Source organism: Halomonas qinghailakensis (assembly GCF_025820815.1).
In the GTDB taxonomy this organism is placed as follows: domain Bacteria; phylum Pseudomonadota; class Gammaproteobacteria; order Pseudomonadales; family Halomonadaceae; genus Vreelandella; species Vreelandella qaidamensis.
This window is the reverse complement of record NZ_CP096973.1, coordinates 1710510-1721657: the sequence shown is the minus strand read 5'-3', so window position 1 is coordinate 1721657 and position 11148 is coordinate 1710510. Positions and strand designations below refer to the sequence as shown.

Below are 11148 nucleotides of genomic sequence, written 5' to 3'. Positions count from 1 at the left end.
AGGCGAGCACTTGCCCATTAAAACCTGCTTAGCGCATACTGGCTAGTGGACACTGCGCTCACTGCGCGTTAATAAAAAAACATCAGATAATTTCGGAGTTATGCCCGCCATGCAACGCCGTCAATTTCTCAAAACCGCCGGCCTCGGTGCCGCCGGTGTCGCTGCTGCGCCTTTTGTTTCCACCGCTAGCGCCAACGAAACCTACACTTGGGACATGGTCACCTCCTGGCCGAAAAACTTCCCCGCGCTTGGTACAGGTGCCAATGACTTCGCACGTCGAGTTGAGCAACTCTCCAATGGCCGCATGCGCATACGCGTACACGGCGCTGGTGAACTTGTTCCTGCACTTGAAGTGTTTGATGCAGTCGCTGCTGGTACTGCCGAGATGGGACATTCCGCGTCCTACTACTGGCGCGGCAAGGTCGCAGCCTCACAGTTTTTCACCGCGGTACCGTTCGGTATGAACACCACTGAAATGAACGCATGGCTGTATCACGGTGGCGGTCAGGAACTGTGGGATGAAATTTACGCCAACCATAACCTAAAGCCTTTTGCTGTCGGCAACACCGGCACACAAATGGGCGGCTGGTTTAAAAAAGAGATCAACTCCCTAGATGACATGCAGGGCCTGAAACTGCGTCTTCCGGGCCTTGCTGGCGAAGCCATGAACGGCATTGGCGTTAGTACTGTCAACATGCCTGGTTCAGAAATTTTTACCTCGTTGCAAACCGGCGCTCTCGATGCCGCTGACTGGGTTGGGCCTTACAATGACATGGCGTTTGGTCTTCACCAAGTGGCGGATTACTACTACACCTCTGCTTGGAATGAACCAACAGCCGTACTAGAAGGCACTATTAATCTAGACGCCTGGAATGCGCTACCTGAAGACCTTCAAGATGTTATTCGTGAAGCCGCGCGGGCCTCTAACCTCGCCATGATTAGCGAATTTGCCTATCGTAATGCCCAGGCATTGGAAACTCTGGTCGATGAGCATGGCGTTCAACTACGCACCTTCCCAGAAGATGTAATGGCGGCACTGTATGAATCTTCAAAAGAGGCCATTCAACGCCAAGTAGACAATGACGAAGAGTCACGCCGTGTTTATGAATCCTACTCAGCCTTTCAGAAAGTAGTGCGTCCGTTCAGCGATGTAGGTGAATACGCTTACCTGAAAAACCGCGATAATGTCGGTGCCTAGAGACACCACGGTCTGTTAGTAGCACTAAAAAAGGGCGCCAAGGCGCCCTTTTCATTTCTAATGATTGTCAACGTTTTCAGCCATGTACTGCACGAATACGTCCATTATCGTCTAACGCCACCATGACAAAACGTGCTTCGGTCACTTTCTGTCGCTCTTCCAAATAGCGACCATGGGGAGGACGCACCCATACCTCAACATTAATCTTAATCGAGCTACGGCCTATTTCCCGCACGCTGGTGTAAACACTTACCATTGAACCTACACGCACTGGGCTTAAAAAATCCATCGCTTCAATTGCTACGGTTGCTGTGCGGCCGCCTGCCTCTCTGCCTGCGGCCAGCTCGGCGGCTTGGTCCATTTGATTAACTAGCCAGCCACCCGGAATATCACCATAGAGATTGGTATCTTGCCGAGAAGCCAGTAACTTTAAGGTGAGCTGCCCCTGCGGAGCAGGTACATCGTCCAAATCAGTATCCAGCGGTGTCATAAGGTAGTCGCTTCAAAAGGTTATTGTTGTGATGTTGCTGCATCGCAATAGGCTGGTAATAGTTAATCACAAGAGGGGTGTCGTTTGAAGCGTTACAATTTACGACGAACGAGGAAATATCGGTTGCTGCTGATTGTCACTGGTTGGCTTCTAATGACAAGTAACTTTGCCTGGAGCCAGCCAGCCTCGGTGAGCGGCACATTAGGTGCTGTCGGTTCTGACACCATGGCAGGCTTGGTGCTGCGCTGGGGCGAAGCCTTAAGCGCTCGCTATCCAGATATTAACCTGCAGTTTCAAGCTGGCGGCTCAGCTAGCGCACCGACTGCCCTGGTGGCTGGTACAACTCGACTAGGTCCTATGTCGCGCCCAATGAGTGAAGCAGAACGCCAGCAATTTATTGACCGCTACGGCTATCCACCGCTTGAACTTCGCGTTGCCCAGGATGCACTAGTCGTGGTGGTGCATCGCCATAACCCGCTGGACACCCTGACACTCCAACAAGTCGATGCCATTTTTTCAACTAGCCTCGCTTGCGGTGCTCCCCAGCCCATCCGGCGTTGGAGCACACTGATGACAGCAACAGACTGGCCCTATGGCCAAATAGCTCCGCATGGTCGAAATCTAGCATCAGGAACCTATGGACTCTTCCAAGAAAAAGCTCTTTGCAACGGCGAGTTCAGGCGCGATATCAGCGAACACCTAGGCTCGTCAGCGGTCATCGCTGCTGTCGGTGAATCCTTCAACGCCATAGGCTATGCAGGCTATAACCATCTGAATTCCATGGTACGTGCACTTCGCCTAGTAGATGAGCACGGCACCGCTATTGCGCCTGACGAACGCTCCATACAACAGGGAAACTATCCATTGTCACGCGACCTCTATCTTTACGTTAATCTGCCTCCCAGCGAATCACTACCGCCCGTGGAACAAGCCTTTCTATCGCTTATTTTTTCCGACGCAGGTCAGCAGATTGTTAAAGCAGCAGGCTTTGTGCCGCTCCCTAAACGCCTACGCGATGCTCAGCGCCAACGCCTGTGAGCTGTCATTTAATTGTCACAAACAAACGATAGGGTAAGGAGACTCGACCATGCATGCTTATTTTTGTGACGGCTTTCGCTTTTCTATGATGTCGACATGACTCCTCCTCGGCTACCCTTTTCGCGTCAGCCGCTGCGCCACATGCAAGACAGACTTGCCACTGGGCTTATTACCGCCGGTGGTATTGGTGTCTTATTGGCCATTTTAGCGATTGGCATTTTCCTAATATGGGAAACGCTACCGCTGCTCGCTTTTGGCGACACAGTCTCTCTCAATAAACTTTCGCCCCTGGCCTGGGGCACGTTAAAAGCCGCACTGGCTGCCATGCTATTCGCAACACCCATTGCCCTGGGTGCAGCGATGTACTCAGCGCTATTTATGTCAGCACGTCTTCGTAGCCGTTTAAAGCCAACGCTTGAACTGATGGAAGCGGTACCTGGTGTTGTCATTGGCTTTATTGCCGGTTTACTACTCGCCCCTTGGGTAGAGCGACACCTGGCCAGCACCCTACTAATCATCATTTGGTTACCACTTAGCGCCGTCTTTGCGGGGTACCTGTGGCACCGGATTGCTGCCCGCTTTCGCCAGCGGCTGCCGCTTTCCTGGGCTGGTTTATGGCTTCTTCCCTGGCTGGCCGGCATGACGGTTCTGGCTATGTGGATGGCTCCCCTTATCGAGCAGCATTGGCTTGGCGGCGATCTGCGTCGTTTGTTGGATCAACGTTACGGTCTTGATTACGCCACGCGAAATGCATTAATTGTAGGCATTGCCATGGGGTTTGCGGTGATACCCAGCATTTATTCGCTTGCAGAAGATGCGCTCGCGGATGTGCCCCCTACTTTAATGGAAGGCGCCCAGGCACTAGGGGCTAGTCGCTGGCAAGCGCTTTGGAAAGTTGCCCTACCCACTGCAGCGCCCGGCGTTTTTTCAGCCGTGATGATTGGTGCTGGCCGCGCCGTTGGCGAAACCATGATTGTCTTAATGGCCAGCGGCAACACCGCACTCTTTAGCGCCAGTCCGTTTGAAGGTCTACGTTCACTATCAGCCTCTATCGCCATTGAACTTCCCGAGGCATCACCGGGTGGGTTGACCTACCACTTGCTGATAATGGCAGCACTGGCCTTATTCATTTTTACTTTTGTGGTGAACACGTTAGCTGAAATAGTCAGGCAACGCCTGCGCCGACGCTATCAACGCCTAGGAGGCACACGCTAATGCATTGGCAGCGTGTTGGCTTGTCAAAAAGCAGTTTTTCAAACATAAACGGTAGCGGGCTCTGGCCGTGGCTTTGTGCTGCCTGTGTGTCGCTTTCGTTATTAATGTTGGCATCATTAATAACGCTATTGGCGGTTCGCGGGCTAGGCCATTTTTGGCCAGCATCTCTTGAGGAAGTCACCCTAAATTCAGGTGAGGTTGTGATTGGACAGCCGGTACGTGAAATGGCGCTGCCTAAAGGAGCAGGGACTGAGCGGCTCTATTTCACTGGTAATCAAGAGGTGACGGGAAGCAACTGGCACTGGATTGCCATTGATGACATTAGCCAGCAGACCAAGCCAGCAGATCTTATCCGCTTAACGCGTACCCCATGGGGCGATTTCATCGGCCGTTTAACCGCTATGGAGAGTGGCGATCAACGACTAACAGACCAGGCAGCCTGGGCCTTCATCCAAGATGCGCTTGCCTTACCCGTCAACCAACGTCCCCCTGGAACGTTAGTGCTAGCCACCGCAGACGGCCAAACCCTTCGTCAACCGCTGGCGAATGTTAGCCACTTTCAATCGCCGAACGCTATGTCCTGGGGGGAAAAAACCATCGCCTGGGGGCAGCGCATCTGGCAATTTCTAAGTGAAGGCCCACGTGCTGCGAATACAGGCGGAGGTGTGTGGCCAGCCATTTTTGGCACCGTATTAATGGTCATTTTGATGTCAGTGATCGTTACCCCATTTGGAGTTCTCGCTGCTATTTACCTTAACGAAATTGCCCATCAAAACCGCTTAACACGTTTGGTACGCATTGGCGTACGAAACCTTGCAGGCGTGCCCTCGATTGTTTATGGCGTGTTTGGTCTTGGGGTATTTGTATACGGAATAGGTGGCTCTATCGATAGCTGGTTTTTTAGTGATGAGTTGCCTTCACCCACTTTTGGCACCGGTGGCCTATTGTGGGCATCGCTAACACTGGCTTTGCTCACATTACCCGTGGTGATTGTTGCTACCGAAGAAGGGCTTGCTCGCATACCCGATGCACAACGGGAAGGCGCGGTTGCACTGGGCGCTACGCGTTTTGAAATGTTGACGCGGGTTGTGCTGCCCATGGCAACACCCGCCATGCTAACCGGGGTAATTTTGGCGATTGCTAGAGCGGCTGGAGAAGTAGCGCCACTAATGTTAGTTGGCGTTGCTAAGTTAGCGCCTCAAATGCCTGTAGATGGCGACTTTCCCTACCTTCATCTAGAGCGCAAATTTATGCACCTCGGCTATCATTTATTTGATACTGCCTTTCACGGTGAAGATGTACAGGCTGCCATTCCCTTGGTTTTCGCTACCGCGCTACTACTGGTGTTAATTGTGCTAGTGCTTAACCTAACTGCCATATTTCTGCGTCATTATCTAAGGCGTCAGCGAGGAAACGAATGTTAGCGTCCTTATCGTCCGACAAGGTGGCTCCAACACCCGTGACGCATTTTTCAGCTGAACAACGCTGTTTGAGCATTCACCACTTTCACCTCGCTTATGCGGGGAAAATGGCGTTAAACGACCTAACGTTAGACCTACCGCGCCACAGCGTAACGGCCTTTATTGGCCCCTCTGGCTGCGGTAAATCAACGCTGTTGCGCGCGATTAATCGGCTACACGACCTTAATGAATCGGTAACACATAGCGGCCATATTCAGCTTGAAGGACAAGATATTCATGCACCAGACATGAATGTCACTGAGTTGCGGCGGCGCGTTGGGATGGTGTTTCAGACGCCAAACCCTTTCCCTATGTCGATTTATGAAAACGTTGCCTTTGGCCTACGTTTACAACAGCGTTTACCCAAGCGAAAAAGAGACGACATCATCGAATGGGCTCTAACATCGGCAGCGCTATGGGATGAGGTAAAAGATCGGTTACATCGCTCGGCGTGGCAGCTATCCGGAGGCCAGCAACAGCGCCTAGTCATTGCTCGTACGCTGGCCGTGCAGCCAGATGTGTTGCTACTCGACGAACCAGCGTCAGCGCTAGACCCTATCTCAACCTTAAAAATCGAAGAGCTAATCCGTAACCTAAAGTCACAGCTAACGCTGGTGCTGGTTACCCACAATATGCAGCAAGCCGCGCGGGTTTCTGACTACACGGCTTTTTTGCAGCACGGTGAACTCATTGAGTACGGGCCAACGGATCAAGTGTTCACCAACCCGCGTTTACAACGCACCGAAAACTACATCACCGGCCGCATTACCTAGGCCCTAAAGACATTACGTCAGGAGTGCTCAATGGATATTACGAGCGATACCCACAGCCAGCATATCTCTCGCCAATTCAACCAAGAATTGGAAGAGCTAAAAACCCACCTGATGGCCATGGGCGGCCTGGTGGAAAAACAAGTGCAAGATGCAGTTTTTGCGCTACTTGAAGGCGATAGCCGTCTTGCTGAAAAAGTGCGCGATAATGATCGCCAAGTAAACGACCTGCAACTGCAGATTGACGATGAATGCACCCGCGTACTGGCTCGTCGTCAGCCAGCGGCTTCCGATTTGCGCTTGGTGCTAGCGGTGATTCGCGCAACATCTGATCTTGAGCGCATCGGCGACGAAGCCAGCAAAATTGCTCGAAATGCATTACTTTTAAGCGAAAATAGCGGCAATATTCGCGGTCTAGTAGAAGTGCGCCATATTAGCGAGCATGTGCGTAAAATGCTACGCGATGCGCTTACCGCTTTCGCGCGTTTTGATACCGAACTTGCGATGCAAGTTGTCCGCGAAGATGAGTTCGTTGACGACGAGTACGGTAGCGCCATGCGCTCGCTAATGACCTTTATGATGGAAGACTCGCGTTCGATTAGCTCCGTGCTTAGCATCATGTGGGTGCTACGCGCCTTGGAACGCGTGGGTGATCATGCCAATAACCTAGCTGAGTACGTCGTCTACCTAGTAAAAGGGTTAGATATACGCCACAGCGACCCCGATTCTATCGACCCGCAAGTGCTTAAAAAATCTTGACCTAGCACTCAATTCCTCCTGCAATACGCCCAGATAATTTATCTGGGCGTTTTTATAAGGAGCAGGCATGTTGGATGCGATAACAGCGCTAAGTCGAGGTACACGTCTGGTGTACACAAAGGGCTTGCGGCGCTATATTTTCCTACCCATTCTGGTCAATATCTTCGTTTATGCTGGCATGCTGAGTTTTGTAGTCAACCGCTTTTCTGGCTGGCTAGACAGCGCCATGATGATGGTACCAAGCTGGTTAGAGTGGTTGTCATGGCTCATCTGGCCTCTGTTCTTTATCAGTCTGCTGCTGGTAATCTTTTTTACCTTTACCCTGGTTACCCACTTAATTGCCGCACCTTTCTATGGATTTTTAGCAGCCAAGGTAGAACGCCAAGCGACAGGGCGTGAACCACTGGACGACCGCGGGCTAGCCAAAACCGCCGTCGACGCCTTAGGCCGCGAGCTAGTCAAACTCGGCTATATTCTGCCTCGTATGCTGATACTGTTTGTCATTAGTTGGATACCCGGCCTAAACCTGATAGCCCCTATTTTATGGATACTCTTTTCTGCCTGGATCATGGCGATTACTTATTTAGATTATCCCATGGATAACAATAAGATAACTTTTAGAGATATGCGCACACGACTATCGCAACGGTGGTGGCCCAGTCTCACCTACGGCGGATTAATTATGCTAGTGACCTGGATCCCCCTCGCCAACCTGTTCTTGATTCCCGGCGCGGTGGCAGGTGCCGTATTAATGTGGGATGACCATTACCGTGGTACGCGCGACATTACGTCTCATCGCTAATGGCCTATCTGCTATAACGCTAGCCCAACCTATTTGTTACCTTAAGGTTGTTTGGCTTACCTAGTGTTATCAAGATTAAGCATAAGCCTTGTTAAGAAACAAGGCTCCTACAAGGAATACGACCATGCTGACCCGCGCACTCTGGCTAACGGCTCTCCTCTCTAGCAGCGTCTCTTTTGCATCGGCTCACGACGTTCAAACCGACCAGTTAAGGATTGTTCACCCTTTTGCCACACCAACTCCTCCTGGCGTGGTAAACGGTGCCGCTTATCTGGATATTACAGCTCGTACAGAACCCGTCACACTAGTTGGTGCGCAGTCACCTGTGAGTGACAGTGTTGAGCTGCATGACATGCAAATGGATGGCGATATGATGACAATGCGCCATGTCAGCGCCATTGAAATCGCTAAAGATGAAACACTGACGATGCGCCCGGGTGGCGGCTATCACCTGATGTTAATGGGCTTACACCAGCCACTGGTAGAGGGTGAGCGTTTTCCCATTACGTTAGAGTTTGCTCAACAAGACGACATTGAAATAGAGGTTTGGGTACAAGATGCCCAGCAAGGAAGCACAGATGCTGATCACCATCATCAGCATTAATAACCACAGCGTGCCGTTGCCCTGAGCGGTGCCACCATATAAAAGCCCCATAGAAGTGGGGCTTTATTAATAAACACGCGTGCTTTACCTCATAAATTTAGCCGTCACACTGGTTACCAGCGTGTACTGCTCCCCTCTTCACGATTTAGCTCTTCAGCACGATAACCTGATCTAGCTTTAGACTCTTCATCATCTTTGCTATTACGGCTAGAAGGAGAGTAGATCAGCGTATTTTCGTTATCGTTGATTAAATCCTTAGCTGAATAGCTCGCAGGACCCGAGGTATTGCGCGATTCAGGCTGAATAATTTCTTGATTATCAGCGCGTTCCTGATTCAGCTCTATAGAAGATTGCGCAAATGCCATTGGGCTAGTGATTAGACCAAACAACAAACCTACAACAGCTGCTTTTTTAATGAATGATGTCAACAACATACCTAAAACTCCTTGACCACCTACTACATGGAGTAACCGACAGGCTAATAATACGAGATACCTTTTTGTCAGTCACCAAGCACTATATTTGAATATATTAGCTCTAAGCACTCACTATAACTCAGGCATTAACAAGGCAATAGGGTATGAACCCCCTTTCAATTACCAATAAAATGTGAGCTACACACAAAAATTAATCTACGCAAAAAATTAGACCCCACCGAGGTGGGGTCTTGAGCGCTCTTACTGATCGCGATGTGCACTGCTGGCTTCCTATCCATTTGAGGGACTCCAACCTTGGAATTAACCCTAACCAGCGTGATAATCGTCGAATAATTCAATCCTTGAATTTAAGAGCATCCGTGCAATGAAACATCCGTGTTGCTAAATGGCTCATCCATAAGAATAAGAGCTATACTGACTTTAGAAAATATCAGTTACTAAAGTTAATACTAGACGGATAAGTCTTACATGCCACTATTTTCTTCTGGCAATTCTTCCGTGCTGTCATAGCCAGCATCTGAATCACCATGATCCGTTGAGCTTGGCTCCATGTCACTGGCGTTATCGCCTTCGTCATGGGTCAAATCTTGTTTGTCATAGTTACCTGTACCAGTTGTACTTTCGGTTTGGGACTCGACGGGCTGTTCATCTGGAGAAATATTATTCGCTGGGTCTGCTGGCTCTTGAGCGAATGCCGCAGGGCTAGCAACTAGACCGAACGCTACACTTAAAATACCAGCTTTCTTGAGTAGTTCCTTGGACATCATATTCCATCTCCTCGATCGCTGTTCAATACTGCTTAAATGGTAAGAAAGATTGCCTTTCGGCTTACCAATTCCTGTGATGTTCTCTCTTACCCATATACTTGCATTCGTTATGCCAAAAGCCAAAAAAAACAATAATATTTTTAATAAACAAAAACTTAAGGAAAAAAAAGAGGCGCAAGCACAACATAAGTCTTTCGAAATAAGGGGGGCAAACTGGTTAGAAATGGCACATGAGCATTATGTATCCATACTTATATGACAGCATGGCACACTTATACAATATTTGTATTTACAAGCCCTATGTCAGGCTATGCTCGTTTTCAACAACCCGGGAGGAGGGAAAAACACAGCGAAAGAGGGCTCCTTCGCCAGGATGGGATTCAATGTGTAGCAGTGCATCATGTCTTAGTAGTACATGCTTCACAATCGCAAGGCCAAGGCCCGTGCCACCCGTTGCTGTACTACGCCCTTTATCAACACGGTAAAAGCGCTCTGTTAGGCGTGGAATATGAACCGGGTCTATCCCTTCACCGTCATCATCAACGTCAATGCAGGCGCCACCATTCGGTAGCGTTTTCCAGCGAAGCGTTATCTGACTACCTGTTGGGGTATACCGCACAGCGTTAAAGGCAAGGTTAGAAACAGCACTATGCAGCTCTTGTTCGCTACCAATGAGCCGCGCGTCGCTCTCAAGCACAACATGAACACTGTGTTGTTGATTAGAAAGTGCAAGCGCATCGCGGCGGATACTATCGAGTAACGGTCCTACCGCTAGCGGTTGGTGATCCTCTCCCCCTTGATCAATTTCTAACCGCGAAAGTAGCAGCAAATCATTGACCAAATTTTGCATGCGTTTAGTCTGCTCTTCCATCTGGCCAATCCCGCGACCTAACCGCGGCGGCAACTGATCTTTCAGCTCGCCGTAGGTTTCTAAATACCCCGTTAACACTGTAAGCGGGGTACGTAGCTCATGGGAAACGTTCGCCACAAAGTCACGACGCATCTGCTCTAAACGATGGAGGCGGGTAATATCTCGCGCCATTACTAAGCGTTCATCATCGCCATAAAGGGTAATTTGATATTGAAGGATGCGCCGTTCATCGATGGGCGACGTCAAGGTTAGCGGCTCACCGTACTTACACGCGTTAAAATAGCTGATAAATCTTGGGTCACGAAGCAGGTTGGTAATGTGCTGGCCACGGTCATGAGCCGTTTGTAGGCCCAGCATTTCTGTCGCTGCGCTGTTCCACCACTCTAGGTCACCATGCCGGTCCAACATAACCACGCTATCACGCATTGCTTCAGATGATTCCTGAATACGTGCCAACGTCGCGCGTAAGCGGTTCTGGGTAATCCGTTGGCTTTTTTGATAGCGATACAAGCGATCAAATAGCTCACCCCATATCCCGTTCGCTGCAGGGGGTTCATCATGGGGATGAAGCGTTAACCATTTAAATAGCGCACGTAGTTGACGTAAATGGTAGCCAAGACAAACGGTAAGGCCCGCCGCTAGACCGATGCCTGGAACTGCCACCAGCCACCCTAGGAAAAGGCCTAGCATTGCCCACAAAACAAAGCGCCACAGTTCTCGGCTCCACAAACGCACGG

General features: G+C 50.2%; 12 protein-coding genes. 8 read left to right on the top strand and 4 right to left on the bottom strand.

The genetic code is table 11. The features are described 5' to 3' along the window. The first annotated feature begins 109 nt into the window (after positions 1-109). The gene (locus M0220_RS08130) at positions 110-1198 is read left to right on the top strand and encodes a TRAP transporter substrate-binding protein (RefSeq protein WP_264019108.1); all 1089 of its coding nucleotides are present in this window, start codon (positions 110-112) and stop codon (positions 1196-1198) included. 76 nt (positions 1199-1274) lie between these two features. On the opposite strand, the gene M0220_RS08125 is transcribed toward M0220_RS08130, so the two are convergent. Next, complete coding sequence (locus M0220_RS08125; RefSeq protein ID WP_030071501.1) at positions 1275-1688, bottom strand: acyl-CoA thioesterase; 414 nt, start codon at positions 1686-1688, stop codon at positions 1275-1277. 153 nt (positions 1689-1841) lie between these two features. Between M0220_RS08125 and M0220_RS08120 the strand changes: the two genes are divergently transcribed. The 7 genes from M0220_RS08120 to M0220_RS08090 all read left to right on the top strand — a co-directional run bounded on the left by M0220_RS08120 (position 1842) and on the right by M0220_RS08090 (position 8336). Next, positions 1842-2726 (top strand): PstS family phosphate ABC transporter substrate-binding protein, encoded by an 885-nt coding sequence (locus tag M0220_RS08120; protein ID WP_264019107.1) that lies wholly within the window; start codon positions 1842-1844, stop codon positions 2724-2726. Positions 2727-2822: 96 nt separating this feature from the next. After that, the gene (locus tag M0220_RS08115) at positions 2823-3941 is read left to right on the top strand and encodes an ABC transporter permease subunit (RefSeq protein ID WP_264019106.1); all 1119 of its coding nucleotides are present in this window, start codon (positions 2823-2825) and stop codon (positions 3939-3941) included. Continuing rightward, on the top strand, positions 3941-5365 hold the full coding sequence (gene pstA, locus M0220_RS08110; RefSeq protein WP_264019105.1) for a phosphate ABC transporter permease PstA: 1425 nt from the start codon (positions 3941-3943) through the stop codon (positions 5363-5365). Before M0220_RS08115 ends, pstA begins: the two co-directional genes overlap by 1 nt. Continuing rightward, entirely contained in the window at positions 5359-6174 is an 816-nt protein-coding gene (pstB, locus tag M0220_RS08105; RefSeq protein ID WP_030071508.1) for a phosphate ABC transporter ATP-binding protein PstB, read from the top strand. The genes pstA and pstB overlap by 7 nt, the downstream gene beginning before the upstream one ends. Before the next feature lie 30 nt (positions 6175-6204). After that, positions 6205-6930, top strand: coding sequence for a phosphate signaling complex protein PhoU (gene phoU, locus M0220_RS08100; RefSeq protein ID WP_030071511.1), 726 nt, complete (start codon positions 6205-6207; stop codon positions 6928-6930). A gap of 67 nt (positions 6931-6997) precedes the next feature. Then, the gene (gene cysZ, locus M0220_RS08095) at positions 6998-7732 is read left to right on the top strand and encodes a sulfate transporter CysZ (RefSeq protein ID WP_030071513.1); all 735 of its coding nucleotides are present in this window, start codon (positions 6998-7000) and stop codon (positions 7730-7732) included. Positions 7733-7856: 124 nt separating this feature from the next. Then, positions 7857-8336 carry a copper chaperone PCu(A)C gene (locus M0220_RS08090; RefSeq protein WP_264019104.1) on the top strand — a complete coding sequence of 160 codons (480 nt, stop codon included), beginning with the start codon at positions 7857-7859 and terminating at the stop codon, positions 8334-8336. A 113-nt stretch (positions 8337-8449) separates the two neighbouring features. Here M0220_RS08090 and M0220_RS08085 read toward each other — a convergent pair whose 3' ends face one another. The 3 genes from M0220_RS08085 to phoR all read right to left on the bottom strand — a co-directional run bounded on the left by M0220_RS08085 (position 8450) and on the right by phoR (position 11146). Then, the gene (locus M0220_RS08085; protein WP_264019103.1) at positions 8450-8770 is read right to left on the bottom strand and encodes a hypothetical protein; all 321 of its coding nucleotides are present in this window, start codon (positions 8768-8770) and stop codon (positions 8450-8452) included. A gap of 467 nt (positions 8771-9237) precedes the next feature. Further along, positions 9238-9540: a hypothetical protein gene (locus M0220_RS08080; RefSeq protein WP_264019102.1), complete on the bottom strand. Its 303-nt coding sequence runs from the start codon at positions 9538-9540 to the stop codon at positions 9238-9240. A 298-nt stretch (positions 9541-9838) separates the two neighbouring features. Continuing rightward, positions 9839-11146 (bottom strand): phosphate regulon sensor histidine kinase PhoR, encoded by a 1308-nt coding sequence (gene phoR, locus M0220_RS08075; protein WP_264019101.1) that lies wholly within the window; start codon positions 11144-11146, stop codon positions 9839-9841. Between the last annotated feature and the right edge of the window lie 2 nt (positions 11147-11148).

Bases quoted from the DNA above. Each gene is read 5' to 3' on its own strand.
- pstB (WP_030071508.1), top strand. From the start codon at position 5,359: ATGTTAGCGTCCTTATCGTCCGACAAGGTGGCTCCAACACCCGTGACG.
- M0220_RS08125 (WP_030071501.1), bottom strand. From the start codon at position 1,688: ATGACACCGCTGGATACTGATTTGGACGATGTACCTGCTCCGCAGGGG.
- cysZ (WP_030071513.1), top strand. From the start codon at position 6,998: ATGTTGGATGCGATAACAGCGCTAAGTCGAGGTACACGTCTGGTGTAC.
- M0220_RS08090 (WP_264019104.1), top strand. From the start codon at position 7,857: ATGCTGACCCGCGCACTCTGGCTAACGGCTCTCCTCTCTAGCAGCGTC.
- M0220_RS08120 (WP_264019107.1), top strand. From the start codon at position 1,842: ATGACAAGTAACTTTGCCTGGAGCCAGCCAGCCTCGGTGAGCGGCACA.
- M0220_RS08115 (WP_264019106.1), top strand. From the start codon at position 2,823: ATGACTCCTCCTCGGCTACCCTTTTCGCGTCAGCCGCTGCGCCACATG.
- M0220_RS08080 (WP_264019102.1), bottom strand. From the start codon at position 9,540: ATGATGTCCAAGGAACTACTCAAGAAAGCTGGTATTTTAAGTGTAGCG.
- M0220_RS08130 (WP_264019108.1), top strand. From the start codon at position 110: ATGCAACGCCGTCAATTTCTCAAAACCGCCGGCCTCGGTGCCGCCGGT.
- phoU (WP_030071511.1), top strand. From the start codon at position 6,205: ATGGATATTACGAGCGATACCCACAGCCAGCATATCTCTCGCCAATTC.
- pstA (WP_264019105.1), top strand. From the start codon at position 3,941: ATGCATTGGCAGCGTGTTGGCTTGTCAAAAAGCAGTTTTTCAAACATA.
- M0220_RS08085 (WP_264019103.1), bottom strand. From the start codon at position 8,770: ATGTTGTTGACATCATTCATTAAAAAAGCAGCTGTTGTAGGTTTGTTG.